This is a genomic window from Bradyrhizobium sp., assembly GCF_049519115.1.
In the GTDB taxonomy this organism is placed as follows: Bacteria; Pseudomonadota; Alphaproteobacteria; order Rhizobiales; family Xanthobacteraceae; genus Bradyrhizobium.
On record NZ_JBEKRB010000002.1, the window covers coordinates 219206 to 238166 of the forward strand.

At 62.0% G+C, this 18961-nt stretch carries 16 protein-coding genes; 9 read left to right on the forward strand and 7 right to left on the reverse strand.

From position 1 onward, the window contains the following. Nucleotides 1-5: 5 nt before the first annotated feature. Genes ABSE61_RS02800 through ABSE61_RS02810 form a run of 3 tightly spaced genes read right to left on the reverse strand, consistent with a single transcriptional unit; the run spans nt 6 to nt 4481 of the window. A complete protein-coding gene (locus tag ABSE61_RS02800) occupies nt 6-2429 on the reverse strand; it encodes a branched-chain amino acid ABC transporter ATP-binding protein/permease (protein WP_423869537.1) in 2424 nt (807 codons plus the stop codon). Continuing rightward, nucleotides 2426-3295 (reverse strand): branched-chain amino acid ABC transporter permease, encoded by an 870-nt coding sequence (locus ABSE61_RS02805; protein ID WP_423869538.1) that lies wholly within the window; start codon nt 3293-3295, stop codon nt 2426-2428. The genes ABSE61_RS02800 and ABSE61_RS02805 overlap by 4 nt, the downstream gene beginning before the upstream one ends. A 1-nt stretch (nt 3296) precedes the next feature. Beyond that, nucleotides 3297-4481: an ABC transporter substrate-binding protein gene (locus ABSE61_RS02810; RefSeq protein ID WP_423869539.1), complete on the reverse strand. Its 1185-nt coding sequence runs from the start codon at nt 4479-4481 to the stop codon at nt 3297-3299. Nucleotides 4482-4784: 303 nt separating this feature from the next. Between ABSE61_RS02810 and ABSE61_RS02815 the strand changes: the two genes are divergently transcribed. The 6 genes from ABSE61_RS02815 (at nt 4785) to ABSE61_RS02840 (ending at nt 10822) form a co-directional block, all read left to right on the forward strand. Continuing rightward, nucleotides 4785-6197, forward strand: a complete 1413-nt coding sequence (locus ABSE61_RS02815; RefSeq protein WP_423869540.1) for a purine-cytosine permease family protein — start codon at nt 4785-4787, stop codon at nt 6195-6197. 158 nt (nt 6198-6355) lie between these two features. Next, nucleotides 6356-7519 (forward strand): ABC transporter substrate-binding protein, encoded by a 1164-nt coding sequence (locus ABSE61_RS02820; protein ID WP_423869541.1) that lies wholly within the window; start codon nt 6356-6358, stop codon nt 7517-7519. 7 nt (nt 7520-7526) lie between these two features. Next, the gene (locus tag ABSE61_RS02825; protein WP_423869542.1) at nt 7527-8393 is read left to right on the forward strand and encodes a branched-chain amino acid ABC transporter permease; all 867 of its coding nucleotides are present in this window, start codon (nt 7527-7529) and stop codon (nt 8391-8393) included. Between the two features lie 32 nt (nt 8394-8425). Next, nucleotides 8426-9343, forward strand: coding sequence for a branched-chain amino acid ABC transporter permease (locus ABSE61_RS02830; protein ID WP_423869543.1), 918 nt, complete (start codon nt 8426-8428; stop codon nt 9341-9343). Beyond that, nucleotides 9340-10119 (forward strand): ABC transporter ATP-binding protein, encoded by a 780-nt coding sequence (locus ABSE61_RS02835; protein WP_423869544.1) that lies wholly within the window; start codon nt 9340-9342, stop codon nt 10117-10119. The genes ABSE61_RS02830 and ABSE61_RS02835 overlap by 4 nt, the downstream gene beginning before the upstream one ends. Further along, on the forward strand, nt 10112-10822 hold the full coding sequence (locus tag ABSE61_RS02840; RefSeq protein ID WP_423869545.1) for an ABC transporter ATP-binding protein: 711 nt from the start codon (nt 10112-10114) through the stop codon (nt 10820-10822). The genes ABSE61_RS02835 and ABSE61_RS02840 overlap by 8 nt, the downstream gene beginning before the upstream one ends. Here the strand turns inward: ABSE61_RS02840 and ABSE61_RS02845 are convergent. Beyond that, a complete protein-coding gene (locus ABSE61_RS02845; RefSeq protein WP_423869546.1) occupies nt 10819-12000 on the reverse strand; it encodes an amidohydrolase family protein in 1182 nt (393 codons plus the stop codon). The two genes, ABSE61_RS02840 and ABSE61_RS02845, sit on opposite strands and share 4 nt — an antisense overlap. A 210-nt stretch (nt 12001-12210) precedes the next feature. Here ABSE61_RS02845 and ABSE61_RS02850 point away from each other — a divergent pair, with 210 nt between their 5' ends. After that, the gene (locus ABSE61_RS02850) at nt 12211-13725 is read left to right on the forward strand and encodes an amidase (protein ID WP_423869547.1); all 1515 of its coding nucleotides are present in this window, start codon (nt 12211-12213) and stop codon (nt 13723-13725) included. A 554-nt stretch (nt 13726-14279) separates the two neighbouring features. Here ABSE61_RS02850 and ABSE61_RS02855 read toward each other — a convergent pair. The 3 genes from ABSE61_RS02855 to ABSE61_RS02865 all read right to left on the reverse strand — a co-directional run bounded on the left by ABSE61_RS02855 (nt 14280) and on the right by ABSE61_RS02865 (nt 17073). Continuing rightward, nucleotides 14280-14471 carry a hypothetical protein gene (locus ABSE61_RS02855; RefSeq protein WP_423869548.1) on the reverse strand — a complete coding sequence of 64 codons (192 nt, stop codon included), beginning with the start codon at nt 14469-14471 and terminating at the stop codon, nt 14280-14282. Nucleotides 14472-14942: 471 nt separating this feature from the next. Further along, nucleotides 14943-16511: a GMC family oxidoreductase gene (locus ABSE61_RS02860; protein WP_423869549.1), complete on the reverse strand. Its 1569-nt coding sequence runs from the start codon at nt 16509-16511 to the stop codon at nt 14943-14945. Between the two features lies 1 nt (nt 16512). Then, nucleotides 16513-17073, reverse strand: a complete 561-nt coding sequence (locus tag ABSE61_RS02865; RefSeq protein WP_423869550.1) for a gluconate 2-dehydrogenase subunit 3 family protein — start codon at nt 17071-17073, stop codon at nt 16513-16515. A gap of 99 nt (nt 17074-17172) precedes the next feature. Between ABSE61_RS02865 and ABSE61_RS02870 the strand changes: the two genes are divergently transcribed. Both ABSE61_RS02870 and ABSE61_RS02875 read left to right on the forward strand, forming a co-directional pair. Next, the gene (locus ABSE61_RS02870) at nt 17173-18372 is read left to right on the forward strand and encodes an amidohydrolase family protein (protein ID WP_423869551.1); all 1200 of its coding nucleotides are present in this window, start codon (nt 17173-17175) and stop codon (nt 18370-18372) included. A gap of 194 nt (nt 18373-18566) precedes the next feature. After that, nucleotides 18567-18956 (forward strand): hypothetical protein, encoded by a 390-nt coding sequence (locus tag ABSE61_RS02875; RefSeq protein WP_423869552.1) that lies wholly within the window; start codon nt 18567-18569, stop codon nt 18954-18956. The last annotated feature ends 5 nt before the right edge of the window (nt 18957-18961 follow it).

An 18961-nucleotide genomic window follows, 5' to 3' on the forward strand; every position in this document is an offset into this window, starting at 1 on the left:
CACCTTCACGAAGCAGAACCAAGATAGGCGTCGTCGAGCAAGGCGCCGCGCAGTTCCGCCGGGCTTCCTTGCGCCACTAACCGGCCACCGCCGAGCACATAGCCGCGGTCCGCAATCGCGAGCGCGTAATCTGCCATCTGGTCCACGATCAGCAAGGTCATGCCTTCATCTCGCAGCCGGGTAAACTGCTCGAACAGTTCGGCGACGACCGCAGGCGCCAGGCCGAGCGACGGCTCGTCGAGCAGCAGCACCTCAGGCCGAGCCAACAGCCCGCGCGCAACGGCAAGCATCTGCTGCTCGCCACCCGAGAGCAGGCCTGCCGCCGTATGCAGGCGCGGGCGCAAACGCGGAAAGCGCTCGAGCATGCCTTCGATCTCGCTTTCGGAAAAGTCATTGCGGCGCGTGGCGCCGAGGCGAAGGTTTTCCGCAACCGTCAACTGCGGAAACACCTGTCGTCCTTCCGGCACCAGGATCAGCCCGGAACGCGCCACCAGCGGCGCCGAAAGCGACGCCAGCTCCCGATCCGCCAGCTTGATGCTTCCGCTCACCGGCCGGATCAAGCCGCTCAACGCTTTCATCAGCGTCGATTTACCGGCGCCGTTCGGGCCGAACAGCGCGATCACCTCGCCGCGCCCGACCGTGAGGCTGACATTGTCGAGCACGGCGAGCGCGCCATAGCCGGCGCTTAAGCCCTCAACTTCGAGCAGAGGTGCTCCGGCCGCGCGAGTAACAGCCGATCCCGCCGACATGGTGGTGCCGAGATAGGCCGCTTTGACGGCGGGATCGTTGCGCACAGTCGCCGGAGACCCGGCTGCGATACGGCGTCCGGCATCGAGCACCACGATCTCGTCGGAGATCGACATTACCAGCGACATGTCGTGCTCGACCAGCACGACGGCCAATCCAGCCCGAGCAAGCCGCTGCAACAGGCCGCCGAGCTTGGCCGTGTCTGATTCACTGAGCCCGGCCGCGGGCTCGTCGAGCAGCAGTACCGCCGGCGCGGTCGCGAGCGCCCGGGCAATCTCGACCAACCGGCGGTCGACATGTGGCAGCGTCGCGGCCAATCGTGTGTCAGGCCCGGTAAAGCCAACGAGCGCCAGCAATGCGCGCGCCAAATCCGCCGGTGCATCGCCGCGCCAGGTGCCACGCAACAGACCGAGCCGGACATTGTCGAGCACGCTCAGGTTCGCGAAAGGCTGCGCCGTCTGAAAAGTTCGAGCCAAACCCGAGCGCGTCACATCATGGGCAGCAAAACCCGTGATATCCTGCTTTCCAACCCGCACCGCTCCTGCGTCCGGTCGCTGAAATCCGCTCATCAGATTGAGCAGCGTGGTTTTGCCGGCGCCATTGGGGCCAATCACGCTGGTGATGCGGCCGGGCGACGCGATCATGTCGACACCCGCGACCGCAACAACACCGCCGAAGGCAACACGAACACCTTCCGCAGTCAGGCTTCCAAGGGCGCCGGTGATATGCGACAGCGCTACGTCGAGATCAAGTTTTGATTCCGCGGGAGATTTTTTTAGCGCCACAAGGCGTGCAAGTGCACCTGCGATTCCGCCCGGCGCGGCCCATAGAACGATCAGGAGGCCGGCGCCGAATACCAGCAGGCGATACTCGGCAAGCCCCGAAAGTACCTCCGGCAGGAACACGACCACCGCCGATCCGATCAGCGGCCCCAGGGTACGGCCCGCGCCGCCAACGACAACCACCAGCAGAAAAAGAATCGATTGCGAAAACGGGAACGAACTTGGCGCGATGAAGCCGGTCAGCGCCGCTTGCAGGCCACCGGCAAGGCCGGCCGCGGCGGCGGCCAGCACGAAGGCGGCCGTGCGTACGGGTACCGGACTGATCCCGACGCCACGCGCGGCGGCCGGCGCCGAGGCAAAGGCCTGCATGGCGAGACCAATCGGGCTTCGCGCCAGATAATAAAACAGGACGAGCGCAACCAGACATAGACCGCACGCCAGGAGAGCGGTACCGCCAGTGCCAAACGGCGCGGGAATTCCGACAAGCCCGCTGGAGCCGCCGGTCAGATCGCGCCATTCAATCGAAACGGATTCGACGATAAAGCCGAACGCGATCGTCACCATGGCAAGGTACGGCCCGGTGACACGAAGCGCCGGGATCGAGAGCACAGCCGAAATCGCGGCCACCAAAAGCACGGCGAGCGGCAGCGCTTCCCAGAAATTCAAGCCGACCTTGGTGGTGAGGATGCCGAGCCCATAGGCACCGAGCGCCACGAACCCACCTTGTCCGAGCGATACCTCGCCGGCGAGGCCAAGCAGAACATTCAGACCGATGCCCGCGAGCGCCGTGGTCGCGAGCATCCCGAACAGATAAGCATAGTAGCCGGGCGCCAGAAGACAGACCGCAGTGGCAGCGGCGCAAGCCAGCACCGCCGCAACGAAGATCACGGCGGTTCTCATACCCGCACCTTGGCCCGCCCGCCGAACAGACCGGACGGCGCCAGCACCAAAGCTGCGATCACCACCGAGAATGTCACGATCTGGGTGCTGCCCGAGCCGAGCCAGGTGGTGGCGCAAGCTTCCACCAGACCGTAGGCGAGCCCGGCAATCACCACACCCCAGGGATTGGTCAGGCCGCCGAGGATCGCGACCGCAAAGGCCTTGATACCGAACAAGGTCCCCATGTCGTAGGCAACGTTATAAAGCGGCGCGATCAGGATGCCGCCGATCCCGGCCAGTAACGCCGCGGCCGCATAGGTGAGCGCGATGAGCAAGGTCACGTCGATGCTCATCAGCCGCGCGGCGTCCGGGTTTTCGACCGCGGCACGCAGCTTCAATCCCAGCCCGGTCCGGTGCATGCCGAGATGAACCGCCAAGGCCAGCCCCAGTCCGACGACGGGTACAAGCACCTGGAGCGGGAAAATACCGACATTGCCGACGACCCAGGGATCGTCGGCCAACGACGACGGCAGCGCGCGCGGCTCCTTGCCGAACAGCACCATCACGACGTTGTCGAGCACGATACCGAGCGCAACCGTTGCCATCAGCCAAGCATTGCTGCCGCGGGCGACAAAAGGCCGGACGGCGATGCGCTCGACGATCAAGCCCCAGATCGCGCACACGACGAGCGCCAACGGCACGGCGACCAGCATCGGCCAGCGCAGCCCCATTGCGATCGCGTAACAGATCACCGCGCCCAGCATCACCGACGAACCTTGCGCGAAGTTCACCGTGCCGGAGACGGCGAAGGTCAGCGTGAAGCCGAGCGCGATGAGACCGTAGATGCTCCCGAGGCTCAACCCGGAGACGAGGGCAGTCGCGAGCATCTTAACCGGTAACGGGTTCGATCTGATCCCCGTTGTAACGCACCATGACGTAGTCGTTCTCATTCAACGCGTCGTGGTTCTCGTCCGTGAACGGTTTGCTGTAGTTCTTGATCAGGCCCTGATAGCTATCGATGCCCAGGAAACCTTCGCGCATCTTCTGACCCTCGGTCGAGCCGGCCTTCGCGATCGCAAGCGCCGTCAACTGCATGGCGTCATAGGCGTTGGCCACGCCGACCGGCGGGGTAATATCGCCGGGCCCTTTCACGTCAGGGTATTTCGCCATCATCGCCGCCAGCACCCGCTTGCCAACATCATTCTGCGGTCCGAAGAAGCTGTAGGTCTGGACGAAGTGCACCTTGCCGGCCCACGATCCCGCAAGCTCTGGGAAGCGGCCGCCGGAGATGCCCCAGTGCGAAACCACCGGCACCGTCCATGCGGACTTCTGCAACGACTTGATCACCTGCGCGCCCGGAGCCGCGTTGCCGACCAGAATGATGGTGTCGGCGCCGGCTTCCCTCAGCCGCTGCAATTGCGGCGTCATGTCGGGATCCTTGTCGTCGAATTTCTCCGCACCGGCAAGCTCGACGCCGGCGGCTTTGGCAGCCGCGGTAAGACCCGCAAGATTGGACTCACCCCAACCATTGTTGACCAGCATGAGGCCGGGCTTCTTGGAGCCGAATTTCGTGGTGGCGTATTTCATCAGAGCGCGGTCGACCAGGACGTCCACGGCCGACACCCGGAAAACGAAATTCGGGTTGGCGCCGTTGCGCGTAATGTTGGTCGCCGCCGCCCACACACCCATGAAGGGTACCTGGGCCGTATTCACCAGCGGCACGATCGCCTGCGACACCGGGCTGTCGATGCCGCCGAAAAGGATGACGGCGCCTTCCTTGTCGATCAACTCGCGGGCCGCGATCTGGCCCTTGGCCGGGTTGGATTCATCGTCGCGGCGGACGAGTTCGAGCATCCGGCCACCGAGCACTCCGCCCTTGGCGTTGATTTCATCGATCGCGATCGTGAGCCCGCGGGTGATGCCCTCGCCTGATTTCGCCGAAGGCCCGGAAAGCGCTGCCACCAGGCCGATCTTGACCGGTTCGGCCGCCAGCGCCGTGCGGCCAACGAGGCTGCCGACTGCAATCCCGGCAGGAAGAACAAGAGCTTGGCGACGCGTCAGTTTGGTTGACATGAGCAACTCCCCTTGAAATTTCGTTTCGCCCGTTAGCTCCAGGCCGCCGGTTCCCCGAATGGCCTCAGATCAAGCAAACGGTATGCCACAACCCCGAAAACCACAATCGGCATGGACGCAATTGCGCCTCTCAACCGTCATTTGTCCGGCGATCGCCCGGCCGGCCCTCAAAAGAATACGAAGAGTACTTCGCATTTTCGGTCGGGCCAATACGCCGCGGTCAACTTCTGCACAACGCCAGGAAAATCTGCGACATTTGGTACGATTCTTGCTCGACTGAGATCGTTCAAAAGGGAGGGCGTCATGACGAATTCCGAACTTCGATCCGACATTCACAGCATCGAACCGATTCCCGATTCAGACCGCGATTCAACCGGCCCGCAGCAAATGTGGATCTGGGCCGGTGCCAATATCGCACCGGTCAACTGGGCGCTTGGCGCGCTCGGCATCATCCTCAAGCTCGGCCTGTGGGAGACGATCGCCGTCATCTTCTTCGGCAACATCGTCGGTTGCGCGATCTTCGCCGCCTTCACGGTGATGGGTCACAAGACCGGCGTCAATCAAATGGTTCTCAGCCGCTCTGCGTTCGGCCGTCGCGGCGCCTATCTGCCGAGCCTTCTGATGTTCCTGATGACGCTTTGCTGGATCGGCGTGAACACCTATTTCCCGGTGAAGATTTCGATGGCCATTCTCGGCCAGTTCGGAATACCGGAAACGCTGCTGACCACTTTCATCATCATGACGATCGTCATGGTGATCCAGGTCGTGATCGGCATCTATGGCTTTTATGCCATTCGCACTTTCGAAAAATACACAGTGCCGGTCACCGTCGCCATCATGGCGCTGATGAGCGTGCTGGCCTGGAGCCAGCCCGGCGTCGTCAACTGGAACCTGACCAGCTCGCTTCCGCCCGGGCCGCATTTTGCGATGCTCTCGCTCTTGATGACGGCGATCGGCGTCGGCTGGGGAATTTCCTGGGTGACCTGGGCATCGGACTACTCGCGCTTCGTGCCGCGCAGCGTGTCGTCGTCCTCCGTGTTCTGGTACAGTTACGTTGGAATGTTTGTGCCGTCGGTCTGGCTCGCCGTTCTCGGCGCGACGATCGCCAGCGTCACCGCCGACGCCGACCCGGCCAAGATGGTGAGCGCCGTGTTCGGTGGCGTCGCCAGCCTCCTGGTAATGCTGATGGTTCTGCACGGCCCGATCGCGACGAATATCCTCAACGTCTATTCGGCAGCCCTCGCCGCGCTCAGCATGGGCATCCGTCTGTCTCGCACCGCGCTGGCGCTGATCGTTGGTATCATCGGCTATCTCGTGACCATCTACTTCGTCTTTGCACCTTCCTTTGCGAAAGCCTTCGACAACTGGATGATCAGCCTCTTGCTCTGGATGAGTCCCTGGGCCGGCGTCATCCTGGCGGACTTCTTCATCAAGAGGAAAAGCAAGATCGACGTCGCCGAGCTCTACGCTTCGCCTGAAACCAGCGCTTACGGGGATATCAATTGGGGCGCCATCATCGCGTTTCTGGTGGGGCTTGCGGCCGGCTGGTCGCTGGAGGACGGACTCGTGCCCGCCCTGCAGGGACCGCTCTCCGGTCTCATGAACGGCGCGGACCTCAGCTGGTTGGCCGGGATCGTGGTTGCCGGTGGGCTCTATCTTGCCATCGGCGGCCGGACGGTGCCTGTATCCATCGCGGCAGCGACCGCCGGAAAATAACGGCCGGAGATTACCCGCAGCAGACGAAGTTGGCGGGAATTCTCCGGCTTTAAGAGGGTTCTACAACCATGGTAGGCCTGTCGAACAGCGACAGGCCTGCTGCCGTCATGGTTGTATGACATGCTTGCACGCGAGCAGACCATTCGACAGGAAACCTAATGACTTCGATAGTGATGAAGAACGCGATCGCCGGCTTCGCCGCGATGTTTCTGGCGATGACTGCAGCCGGGTCGTCAGAGGCCGACACGGCCAGCTGTCCCTCGCCGATCCCGCTCGGCCTGACGACCGCGTTGACCGGCAATGTGGCCTTGCTCGGCACCCAGGCACGCAGCGGCGTCGAATTCGCCGTCGACGAAATCAACACCGGCGGCGGCATCGACGGCAAGAAGCTGGCGCTGACAACGGAAGATACGGGCGCATCGAGCACCGACGCGCTGAATGCGATGAACCGCATTCTCGAAGGCAAGCCGTTTGTCATTTTCGGATCGATGATCAGCCCGCACGTCTTCGCCCAAACCGAGGTCGTGACCAAATCCGAAACGCCGTTTCTGGTCGGAGCGACCAATGCGAAGGTGACCGCGCAGGGCAGCAAATGGCTGTTCCGGACCCACGTCCATGACGGCCAGCTCGCCGATCTCATTCCGGAATATCTGGTGAAATCGCTCGGCAAGAGCAAACCCGGCATCATCGCGGTCGCGGATGATTACGGCCTCGGCGCTTCCAGGGGAATTCAGGATTCGCTCGCCAAGCTCAATGTCGCGCCCGTCGCGGTGACGTCCTACGCGCCGTCCGACAAGGACATGAGCGCGCAACTTCTCGAGATCAAGGACAAGGGCGCCGACAGCGTGATCGTGTTCGGCCGACCCGCCGACGTCACGCTGGTCATGAAGCAAATGGCCGATCTCGGCATCAAGCTGACCACGATCGGCAATTCCAGCCTCGTGGCGCAAACCGCCCTCAACAATCTCACGGCAGCGGAAGCCGACGGCGCTTACGCAATCGGCGGCATGATTCCGCAGACCACAAGCGATGCGAAGATCCTCGACTGGGCCAAGCGTGTGCAAGACAAATACAAGGTGCCGGCCGACAACTTCACCGTCTCCTATTACGACACCGTCTACATGCTCAAGTCGATCATCGAGAAGGTCGGCTGCAACAAGTCCGCGATCCGCGATGCGTTCGCCGCTACCAAGGACTGGAAGGGCATGCTGATTTCCTACCAGGCCGATGCGCTGGGCGATCTCGCCCATACGCTCGGTATCTACCGCAACAAGGGAAAGACGCCGGAATTGGTCGGCCTGATCAAGGAAAGCGGGTTCTGATCCCCTCATGGGCCAGCTTGTCGTCAACGGCCTTGCGCTCGGCAGCATCTATGCTCTCGTCGCACTTGGCCTGCTCCTGATCTTCAACACGGTGCAGATCGTCAATTTCGCGCAAGGCCAGCTTCTGATGCTTGGCGCGTTCATCGGCATCAGTTGCGCCGTGACCCATGAACTTCCGATGGCGGCCGCCTGGGCCGTCACCATGGTGGCGATGGCGCTGGTGGGCGTCGTGTTCATGGTGCTGGTGTATTTCCCGCTGCGCGGCCGCCCGGCATTCCTCGTTATCCTGACGACGATTGCGATGGGCATCGTTCTGGAAAATCTCGCACTGATCATCTGGGGACCGCTGCCGGTCTCGCTTCCCTCCCCGGTTCAAGGTCCGCCGTTGCGCTTTGCCGGCGTCGTGATTTCGATGCACCAGCTTTTCATCTTCGCGACGCTTGCGGTCATCCTGCTTCTGCAATTTATCTTCCTGACCAAAACCCGGTTCGGAATCCTGATGCAGGCGACCGCACAGGACCTGCACACCGCGCGGCTGGTCGGCATCCCGGTGAACCGGACCATTGCGGTAGCGTTCGCGCTTGGCACCATGCTGTCGGGCATTGCCGGGCTTCTGGTGGCGCCGATCTTCCTGGCGGAGCCCACCATGGGCGGCAGCCTCGGTCTGAAAGGCTTTGTCGTCAGCGTTATCGGCGGCTTCGGCAATCTGCCGGGCGCCGTGATCGGCGGGTTGTTTCTGGGACTCATCGAGACGTTCGGCGCCCGCTATATCTCGTCGAACTTCCGCGACGCCTACGCCTTCATCGTCATGATCACCGTTCTCATTGCCTGGCCGCGCGGCCTGTTCGGTGAGAAGAGCAGCGAGAAGGTCTGACGATGAGCCCCGAGCTCAGGCGCTGGCCCGTTATGGCTGTAAGCATCGCGGCCGCTCTAGCCATTCCGCTGATCACGCAGGATGGCTACATCATTCAGCTCCTCAACATCGCCATTCTCAACACGATCGTGGTGCTGGGCCTGAACTTTGTCACCGGCTGGGCCGGCCAGATCAACTTCGGCCAGGCCGCCTTCTATGGGCTGGGCGCCTATACCACCGCCATTGCGACCAAGTCCGGTCTGCCGTGGATCACGACGCCTTTTCTGTCCGCGATTGTCGTGATGGCCGCAAGCCTCGCGCTTGGGCTTCCGACGATGCGGCTGCGCACCTATTACCTCGCCATGACCACAATCGGTTTTGGTGAAATCATCCGTCTGATCATCGTGCATTGGGAGCCGGTCACGGGCGGCACGTCAGGCCTGCGAGCCATTCCCGGCATCCGTATTTTCGGCATCGGGCCGGAGGGACAGGTTCAGCATTACTATCTTCTTGTCGCAACGCTGGCGCTGGCCATGTTGGTCGCTGCACGAATTCGTCATTCGGTCCTCGGCCGGGCGATGATCGCCACCCGGGACAGCGAAATCGCTGCTGAGCAAAGCGGCGTCGATACCACGCGCACCAAACTGATCGCGTTCATGATTGGCGCGGTCTATGCGGGGCTCGCCGGCTGTCTCTACGCCTCTTCCATCCGTTTCATCAGCCCCGACAGCTTCTCCGGCACACAAGCGATCCTCCTGATGACCATGCTGATCGTCGGCGGCATGGGCTCGATCGTCGGCTGCATATTCGGCGCCGTGGCGCTGACAATCCTGCCGGAAGCGCTGCGGTTTCTCGGCCAGTGGTATCTTGTCCTTTACGGCCTCGGCGTCATCGCCGTCATCGTCCTTGCGCCCGGCGGACTGGCCTCGCTTGCGTCGCAATTTCCGCTGCGCCGGGCAGGTGTGCGTTGACGACCGCGCCCGTCATCATGGCCCGTGGGGTAACGCGGCGTTTCGGCGGGCTTGTCGCGCTCGACAACATCGACCTCGATGTCCCCGCAGGTATCGTGCAAGCAATCATCGGTCCGAACGGCTCCGGCAAGACGACGTTGCTCAACGCGCTGAGCGGGGCCTCGCATGCCGACGCCGGTTCAATCCGGATCGGGGGCCACGAAATTTTTCGCCTCAAGCCGCATCGCGTCGCGCGGCTCGGTCTCGCCCGGACGTTTCAGAACATCAGGATCTTCGACAATCTGAGCGTCCTCGAAAACGTCAAGGTGGCGGCCGCCTGCAACAAACCAAGCTCTTTTCTCAATATCATCGTCTCCAGCGCGCGGCACAAACACAGCGAAGCTGATATCGACACCGTCGCGCGGGAAGCGCTGGAGACCGTCGGCCTCTCCCACCGCGCCGACGATCGCGCCACGCAGTTACCCTATGCGCAGCGGCGTCTTCTGGAGATCGCGCGGGCGCTGGCGTCGAAGCCAAATGTTCTTTTGCTCGACGAACCGGCCGCCGGCATGAACATGACCGAAAGCATGACGTTGCTGGATACGATCGCCAGGCTCAAGAGCCGTGGCATCACCATATTGTTGGTCGAGCACAATGTGCGGCTGGTGATGGGAATCAGCGACCGCGTGACGGTGCTCGATTTCGGCAAGAAGATTGCCGAGGGCGCGCCTTCGGACGTTCAGCGCGACCCACTCGTGATCGAGGCCTATCTCGGCAGGCGGCACCGCCATGCTTAAAGTCGATCAGTTGAGGGTCTCCTACGGCCATATCGAGGTGCTCAAGGGCATCTCGTTCAGCGTCGAGATGGGTGAGATCGTCGCCTTGATCGGCGGCAACGGCGCTGGCAAGACCACGACACTGAGCACCATCTCCGGGCTGGTACGTCCCACGTCCGGCACCATCTCCTGGAAAGGCGAGCAAATTCAGAAGGCGGCCGTGGAAGACATCGTCGGCTCCGGGCTGGCCCACTGCCCGGAGGGCCGGCGCATTTTTCCGGGCCTCACCGTGCTGGAAAACCTGATCACGGGTACCGCGTCGCGCGCCCGAAACAAGGCCGAGGTCGACGGAGACCTCGCGCTGGTCTTCGATCTGTTTCCACGTCTGAAGGAACGGCTCAAGCAAGGCGGCTGGTCGCTATCCGGCGGCGAACAGCAGATGCTCGCGATCGGCCGCGCTTTGATGGGCCGCCCCAGCCTTCTGATGCTGGACGAGCCCTCGCTCGGCTTGGCACCGATCGTGATCGAGCAGGTCTTCGACCGCATCCTCGGGCTTAACAAACGCACCGGCCTTGCCGTGCTGCTGGTCGAGCAGAATTCAGCGATGGCGCTCGAGATCGCGAGCCGCGCCTTCGTGCTTGAGACCGGGGCCATCACGCTGTCCGGACCGTCGGCTATGCTTGCCGACGATCCGCGCATTCGCGAAGCCTATCTCGGTGGCTAAGCCTTTGCCACACGCTTGCCGCCGAGCACTATTTCGGATGGAACCAGCCGTTGGTGGCCGGTGCGCTTGCTGTTGTAGTTGTCGAAAAATTCGAAGGTCCCTTCCCGCAACTCCATGATGGCGATGTCGGCCGGCGCGCCGGTATTGAGCGTGCCACGGTCATCGAAGGCCGGGAAACAACGCGCCGCATTCACGGTGGCGGCGGCGATGATCTGGTTGAGCGGCATGCCGAACATGATAAACTTCGACATGACATTCGGCAGATCGACCACCCCGCTGGTTTTTGAATTCGCATTCCAGTCGGTCGAGAACGTGTCCGGCCACAAACCCTGTTTGGTCGCCTTCTCGACCGTGTCCCAGTCGAAATGATCCGAGACGCCGTTGCCGAAGTCGAAGATCACGCCGCGGCGATGCGCGGCCAGGACTTCGGGGCGCAAAATGCCGCTGTCGTCGAGAATGCCGTTCTTACCCGGTGCGTAGATATGCGTGATGATGTCGCCGCGCTTGAGCAATGCTAGAAGAGAGCGCAGCGGCGAATAATTTTGGCCGATGTGGATCATGACCGGCAGATTGAAGGTCCTCGCGACCTCCTGCGCCCGCCGCAAAGCTTCGAGATCGTTTTCACCCGCAACATTATCCGACAGGCGGGCTTTGACGCCGACGACAACATCGCGATTGCGCTCGACGGCGGCCTGCGCCATCGCCACGTTTGCCGCATTGATGTCGTGCAATTCGCCGGTCGGCGTCACCACGCCGGTGCGCGCGATGTTGATGAGGCAGCGGCCGGTCTGCGGCGCACTCCGCGCAATCGCCGCCACCGCGTCGATATTGTCAGCCCCGCCGGAGCCGGCATCGACCCAGCCGGTCACGCCGTCCTGAAGGCACATGAACGGGCCTTCTTTGCTGCGCCCGGCATGGGTGTGGATGTCGATCAGACCAGCGGTGACGACCTTGCCGCGCGCATCGATGGTCGCGGCAGCGTCCGCCGCAATGCTGGCTTCTACGGCTGCGATCCTGCCGCCCGAAATCGCGACGTCTCGTGTCGCATCCAAGCCCATTGAGGGATCGATCACGCGGCCACCCCTGATGACGAGATCATAGGTTGCCGCGAATGCGCTCGGCATACCAGCAAGAAACGCCGCTCCCGCCGTACCCACAAATTGACGCCGGTTCATCATGATCGCGATCCCTCCCTCCAGGTTGTTTGAGCGTAGCTTATGGCTGCTACCTGCTTTCGGTCCGGCAGAGTAAGGACTTCGAACGCCGCGTTCAATCGTTCGGGATTCATGGCGAGTAATCGCGGAACAGCGGCCCCGCTGGCCGGGAACTTGCATGCCCGGGGGAAAACGAATTAGCTGTTTCAGGATGACGATAAGGACAGGCCGCTAATGAGTGACGAATGGGCACGACGGGATTTTCTGAGCACGGCAGCAGCCGCGGGCGTGGTCGCGGTGGCCGGCCGCACGGCTCTGATCGATCGGGCGGAGGCCGCGCCCGGCACTGATAACGACGTCACCATGAAATCGGCGAGCGAACTGGCCAATGCGATCCGCGCCAAACAGCTCAGCTCGAAGGCGATCGTGGAGGCGCATCTAGAGCAGATCGCCAAGGTCAATCCCAAGCTCAACGCCGTCGTGCGGCTGACGGCGGATTCCGCGCGGAAAGAAGCGGACGAGGCCGATGCGGCGCTGGGGCGCGGCGAGATCAAGGGACCGCTGCACGGCGTTCCGGTGACGATCAAGGATACGCTGGAGACATCGGGCGTCATCTGTACCGGGGGCACCAAGGGCCGTGCCAATTACGTGCCGAGTGCTGATGCGACCGCCGTCACGCGGCTCCGTGCCGCCGGCGCCATCATCCTCGGCAAGACCAACGTGCCGGAGCTGGCTGGCGCGATCGAGACCGACAATCTCGTTTACGGCCGAACCAACAATCCTTACGACCTCGCGCGCACGCCGGGCGGGAGCAGCGGCGGTGAGGCCGCCATCGTCTCGGCCTGCGGCTCGCCGCTCGGCCTTGGCACCGATGCCGGCGGCAGCATTCGTATCCCCGCGCATTTTTGCGGGCTCGCGGCGATCAAGCCTACGTCGGGCCGCGTGCCTCGCACCGGGCAATTTCCGTTGCCGATGGGCGCGCGCAACGCCGTTTTTCACGTCAGCCTGATTGCGCGCCACATCGACGACCTCACGCTCGCTTTGCCGATCATCGCCGGACCTGATTTTCGCGATCATTCGATCGTCGGCATGCCGCTACTCGATCCGAAAGCCGTGAAACTCGGTGGATTGAAGCTGGCTTATTTCGAGGACGACGGCGCGGCTTCGCCGACCAAAGAAATTGCTGCCGTGGTTCGCGATTGCGCCAAGGCTTTTGCGGACGCCGGCGTCAAGGTCGAAGAGAACCGCCCGCCGGATGCCGGCAAGGCTGCCACTGTCTACCACGACATGAGCCGTGGTGATGGCGGCGCCGGCACGCGGGCCTTCCTCAAAAGCATCGGCAGCGACCCTATTTCGCCATTGTTCGAACAGGCGCTGACGCATTCCGTCGCGCCCGCGTTTGCCACTACCACGGAGGCGCTCGCTGCCTTCGTAAGGTGGGATGCCTTTCGCAATTCCATGCTGCGCTTCATTGAAAACTACGATGCGATTCTCTCGCCAGTGGCGCCCTTCCCGGCCGTGCTGCACGGCACCAGCTTCGAGGAGCAAAACCGCCGCGGCTTCGGCTATACGCAGATGTACAACCTGACGGGATGGCCGAGTGCAACGGTGCGGGTCGGCACCTCGCCGGAAGGACTTCCGCTCAATGTTCAAGTGGCAGCAAAGCCCTGGCGCGAGGATGTCGCGCTGGCGCTGGTCCGTCATCTTGAGCAGACGTTTGGCGGCTGGAAAAAACCGACGGCGGCTTGATTCCGTCTCGCCATCGGCGACCACCCCCTCTTCCCGCTTTATTCCACAACCCACGCTCACGTGAGAACCATCAAGAGGTTCTTGCGGGCGCGCGGCAATTCGTCGCCCGCAGTCATCGGAGGAATATCGCAACCCAAACGTGGGTCTGTTTACCGGAAACGCTCGTCATGAGCCCAACGCCGGAGAACACCGATGACCAGACTAGCTCTTCTTGGGAGGACAATTATCCTGATGTTGGCAGCAACGGTTACCGCGCAAGCAGCTGTCGGCGAACCATCCATCTGTCGATTGTCGGTTGAAGCGCTGAACGATGCCGCGCCTCCGGTGCCTGCCGCCAATCGGCTTCCGCGAGGTCTCGAAACATCAACCCTTCCCTGGTCGGCGCCGGTCGGCCACCGACAACCGCAGGCGGCCAATGTGAGTTCATCGAGACCGTCTTCTATCGATCAGGCAGTAGTGGAAGAAAACGCGCGAATCGACGAAGTGATCAAGGGCGTCTGCAGGGGATGTTGAAACGCGCTTTGCGTGAGAGGCGGGCCGCGCTCACTCCACATTCACTTGCGCGGCCGGCCACGCTTGGCAAACACGGGACCGTGCGAGTCGACTGTGCACCGCAACAGGCTCGCACGCTTCAGCGCCTCGTTGCGTTCCGGACCGGGCGGCAACAAGCGTGCCCGCTCCAGCGCATCCGTCGCGAGGATTTCCTGATCGATATGGTCCGGTGCCCGTTGCGTTTCTTTCATCATCGCTTCGCTAGCTATGCCACCAAGTCGCGCAAAGGCCGGCAAAAAGCACCGGCCTCACATGGACTCATAAGACATGGACTCATAAGACATGGACTCATAAAAGGCAGCGATATTCCCTTCGGCTGATGCTTTTATGACACCGCCATCGACAGGATCATGAGCAGCCCAGTGTGGCGGTTCAGAAGTCCGCATCATTGTCGCCAGGATTTCATTTATGCGGACTTCTGAACCAAAGCCACACTAGATTAATAGGTTTGCCAGTGTCCTTTCGATTCCGAAGTTCGAAACGTGGCTCCGTAAAATGCTACGAACTTCGGAATCGGGACACTGGCGACACAAATGGGTCACATATCGCAACGCTTCAAAGGCTCTCACGCGAAATTTACCGAGGCCTTGCGGGCGACAAGAATCGTCTTTGCGCTTTTGCACTCTTTCAAAAAAATGAGCCGAGATTCGCCGGCAAATCATCCACTAATTCGTTAGCGTTGCCCATTGCGAGGCCATGCGCTCGGCGCCGCGCTGAGACAGGGCGAACAGGGTAAAGGTCGGATTTGACGCGCCTTCCGTCGGGAAGATGCCCGGACCCGAAATCCAGAGGTTCGGGATTTCGTGGCTCTGGCCAAAGCTGTCGACGACTGAATTCGAAGGCCCCGTCCCCATGATGGTGCCGCCGAGCAGATGGCTGGTCGGAATGGCGCCGCGTGCGGACCATGCTTCTTTTGCGCCCGCGGCTTTCGCGACCTTCAGACCTTCTTCCAGGTTCGCGTTCCATAGCGCGACCGCATCGTCCTGGAATGTGTGCGTGAGTTTTCCGAGCGGCATGCCGAACTCGTCCTTCTCGCTCACCAATTCGACGCGGTTTTCCATCGCTGGGAGTTCTTCGCCGAACGCCTTGATGCCGGTGAGGTTACGCGCGGCAAGCTTCATGTAATCGTCAAGCTCGGTGCCGAAGAGGTCGGGGCGCGAATTGGCAAGATCGGTGGTCTTCAACGCGAACCCCGCTACCAGGAACGAGCTGCCGAACGCGTTCTTCTGGCTGGTCTTGGGATAGCGTTCATAAGACATATGCTGCACGGCGATCGTGCCCATGTGGTTCTGGACGTCTTCGTCGAACAACGCCCAGGTCGATGCCACGTGATGCGACATCATGAAATGCCCGACGAGCCCGCTTGAATTCGAAAGACCCTTCGGGTGCTTGTCGGTCGCCGAGTTCAACAGCAATCGCGGATTTTGCGCCGACCATGATGCGAGCAGCACGACGCTTGCTTCCTGGACCTGCTTCTGGTGCTTGTCGTCATAATATTCGACCCCGGTGACCCGCGTGCCCGCCTGATTTGTGAGAACTCGCGTTACCGTCGAAAAGGCCCGCAATTCCGCACCGGCCTTGCGCGCGTCGCCGAGATACGTCACTTGCGGGTTGGCCAATGCGCCGATCGGGCAGCCGACGTGACACCAGCCGTCGTAGAGACAGGCGGGACGCCCCTTGAACTCCACCGAGTTCATGCCAACCGGCGCCGGCACCATCGGAATGCCCGAGGTTTCCAGCGCCTTGGTCCAGATATCGCCGTTACGGAACGTCTTCATCGGCGGCATCGGATAGGCCTCGCCTGCGGGCCGCCAACGCTCCTCGGCCTTGGCATCGCCGGAAACGCCGATCTCGCGTGCCACCTTGTCGAAGAAAGGCGCAACATCTTCATACGCAATCGGCCAATCATGTCCGCGGCCGTGCTCGCTCTTCATCCGGAAATCGGTCGGCAGCAGCCGCGGAAAATTCGCAAAGTAATGCAGCGCCGCACCACCTGAGCCCCAGCCCGCTTGCGAGGCATAACCCATCGGATTCTTGCCTTCGAGCAGGATCGGCGCGCCAGCAGGCTTGATCCGGCGGCCCCAGATTTCCGAACTGATGAGGTCGGACAATTCCCAATCCGGTCCCTGCTCCAGCAGAACGACCTTCTTGCCTGCCTTCGCCATCACGGAGGCATAGACCGAACCCGAGGCACCCGCGCCAACGACGACGATGTCGACTTTCTCGTTGGTCATCTCACCACCTCTTTTCCGGGGCAATGTGCGGCATGTAGGGAATGCCGAGCGCCTCATAGCCTTCCATGGTGCCATAGACGACGTCGACGGCGTCGGCGCGCAGCACCGCATAGGCCAGCGCCCCGGACTTCCCGGTCCATCCCTCGATCTTGTTCTGGCGCATCCGGTCGACGAACTCGCGCTGATCCTTCGCCGTCAGAAGCACGAACTCCTTTCCGAACGACTTCCGGCTGACGTCGTCGATCGTCAGAAGCGTGCTGCGATAGTAGTCGGCAAATGGCGGGCGGAAGTTGAAAATGCGGGCCTGAAGCAGCGACTCCTGCGGCGGTACCGACAATTGCTGATCGATGTAGTGGGCTATGCCGGCTTCGCGCGCCTTTGGCACCAGGGTCTCGCCGAGGGCCTCCAGCGTTTCGCCCTGATGGCCATCGAGCAGGCGGAACGGCACATTGCGCGCCCTTGCCTCGCCCGGCGCCATCAGCACTTCGACACCGCCGACCGAGAAGGCCAGCGCGCCCAGCGTAGCGCCTTTGACAAAACCACGCCGACCAATGCTTGCCATGGTCTTCTCCTCCCGGAGCTATGTTTGTATTATTTTTTACGTAGCGATGGATTGTTCGGTATTACTTGTCAGCTTCAATAACGAGTCAAGGATAAAACGATGGCCCATGATGCACCGCAGCCAACCGGCCCAAGCAAGCTTGTGATCCGCAATACCGGGCTGATGCTTTCCGGCGCATTGGAAAAGCCGATCCTCGATGCCGATACGATCGTCGCCGAAAACGGCAAGATCACAGCCATCGGCCGCTTCAAGGACCTCGACACCGATGGCGCCACCACGATCGTCGATGCCAATGGCACCACGCTTGCCCCAGGCCTGATCGACAGCCACGTTCATCCCGTCGCCGGCGACTGGACGCCGCGGCAAAACCAGATCAACTGGATCGACAGCTATCTCCATGGCGGAGTCACGACGATGATCTCCGCCGGCGAAGTGCACATGCCCGGCCGCCCGCGCGACGTCGTCGGGTTGAAAGCGATGGCGATCTTCGCCCAGCGCGCGTTCTGGACGCTGCGTCCCGGCGGCGTGAAGGTTCACGCTGGCGCTCCGGTGATCGAATGCGAGATGGTCGAGGACGACTTCAAGGAACTGGCGGCAGCCGGCGTCAAGCTGCTTGGCGAAGTCGGACTTGGCGGCGTCAAGGACGGCCCGACCGCACGCAAGATGGTCGGATGGGCGCGCAAATACGGCATCCAGAGCACGATCCACACCGGCGGGCCTTCGATTCCGGGCTCCGGCCTGATCGACAAGGATGTGGTGCTTGAGGCCGACACCGATGTTATCGGCCATATCAATGGCGGCCATACTGCATTGCCTGACGATCAGATCCGCTGCATCTGCGAGGGCTGCAAGCGCGGGTTGGAACTGGTGCACAACGGCAACGAGCGCTCGGCGCTGTTCACACTGCGTACCGCGCGCGAGATGAACGAGCTTGGCCGGGTCATTCTCGGCACCGACGCACCGGCGGGCTCTGGCGTGCAACCGCTCGGCATCTTGCGCATGGTCTCGATGCTGTCCTCGCTTGGCGAGGTCCCCGCCGAAATCGCTTTTTGCTTTGCGACCGGCAACACCGCGCGCATGCGCCAACTCGATTGCGGCCTGATCGAAGTCGGTCGCACGGCCGATTTCGTTCTCATGGATAGGGCGCAACATTCGCCGGGAAAGAACATTCTCGAAAGCGTTCAACTCGGCGACCTGCCCGGCATCGGCATGACCATCATCGACGGCATCTTGCGCACCCAGCGTAGCCGCAATACACCGCCCGCAACCAAGGTTCCCGTGATTGTCAGCGGGCATTAGCAGGTTTCACGACAAGTCTAACGCATCATTGCGAGCAGCGACGCATCGGAATTCCCTTGCCCGCTACGGTTGCTTCAGAAATGATCCGCCCCAACAAACGATAACTCGGCATCGGGACGGACGCTTACGGGATGCGAACCACTCAATTGATAATGCTGTGCGTCGCGTCAGGCGTAACCTTTGGCGGCTGCTCGATGCCACGGATGCCGGAGGCGGCGGTGACGGCGGCCCGGCCGGCCGATCAACTCGTCGGGAAAAATCTGGATGCGTTGATTGCGCAGCTTGGGCCACCCGCCAGAAGTTCGTCTGCGGATAGCGATCAAACGACCATTGTGTGGCAGTTCGAAACGCCAACGGGAACGCCGACGACGACCGGGTCCGGCGGACTCTACGGTGACGGCAGCAGCCCGAGCTATGTTTCGCAGGGCTACTCGCCGTTTTGCAGGATCACGGCGATCGTTTCCACGGCAACCGGGATCGTAACCCAGGCCAGCATGGAGGAATCGAACGGGACCGGGGCTTCGGGCGCCGTACTCCGCAGGGGTGAGAGCATCTGTTCGCAGCACCTTCGGGCGAAATCCTGAAACCG

Excerpts from the sequence above, each read along its gene's own strand:
- ABSE61_RS02875 (WP_423869552.1), top strand. The coding sequence starts at position 18,567 with ATGCCACGGATGCCGGAGGCGGCGGTGACGGCGGCCCGGCCGGCCGAT.
- ABSE61_RS02810 (WP_423869539.1), bottom strand. The coding sequence starts at position 4,481 with ATGTCAACCAAACTGACGCGTCGCCAAGCTCTTGTTCTTCCTGCCGGG.
- ABSE61_RS02830 (WP_423869543.1), top strand. The coding sequence starts at position 8,426 with ATGGCTGTAAGCATCGCGGCCGCTCTAGCCATTCCGCTGATCACGCAG.
- ABSE61_RS02845 (WP_423869546.1), bottom strand. The coding sequence starts at position 12,000 with ATGATGAACCGGCGTCAATTTGTGGGTACGGCGGGAGCGGCGTTTCTT.
- ABSE61_RS02840 (WP_423869545.1), top strand. The coding sequence starts at position 10,112 with ATGCTTAAAGTCGATCAGTTGAGGGTCTCCTACGGCCATATCGAGGTG.
- ABSE61_RS02825 (WP_423869542.1), top strand. The coding sequence starts at position 7,527 with ATGGGCCAGCTTGTCGTCAACGGCCTTGCGCTCGGCAGCATCTATGCT.
- ABSE61_RS02815 (WP_423869540.1), top strand. The coding sequence starts at position 4,785 with ATGACGAATTCCGAACTTCGATCCGACATTCACAGCATCGAACCGATT.
- ABSE61_RS02865 (WP_423869550.1), bottom strand. The coding sequence starts at position 17,073 with ATGGCAAGCATTGGTCGGCGTGGTTTTGTCAAAGGCGCTACGCTGGGC.
- ABSE61_RS02805 (WP_423869538.1), bottom strand. The coding sequence starts at position 3,295 with ATGCTCGCGACTGCCCTCGTCTCCGGGTTGAGCCTCGGGAGCATCTAC.
- ABSE61_RS02870 (WP_423869551.1), top strand. The coding sequence starts at position 17,173 with ATGGCCCATGATGCACCGCAGCCAACCGGCCCAAGCAAGCTTGTGATC.
- ABSE61_RS02855 (WP_423869548.1), bottom strand. The coding sequence starts at position 14,471 with ATGATGAAAGAAACGCAACGGGCACCGGACCATATCGATCAGGAAATC.
- ABSE61_RS02800 (WP_423869537.1), bottom strand. The coding sequence starts at position 2,429 with ATGAGAACCGCCGTGATCTTCGTTGCGGCGGTGCTGGCTTGCGCCGCT.
- ABSE61_RS02850 (WP_423869547.1), top strand. The coding sequence starts at position 12,211 with ATGAGTGACGAATGGGCACGACGGGATTTTCTGAGCACGGCAGCAGCC.
- ABSE61_RS02820 (WP_423869541.1), top strand. The coding sequence starts at position 6,356 with ATGACTTCGATAGTGATGAAGAACGCGATCGCCGGCTTCGCCGCGATG.
- ABSE61_RS02860 (WP_423869549.1), bottom strand. The coding sequence starts at position 16,511 with ATGACCAACGAGAAAGTCGACATCGTCGTCGTTGGCGCGGGTGCCTCG.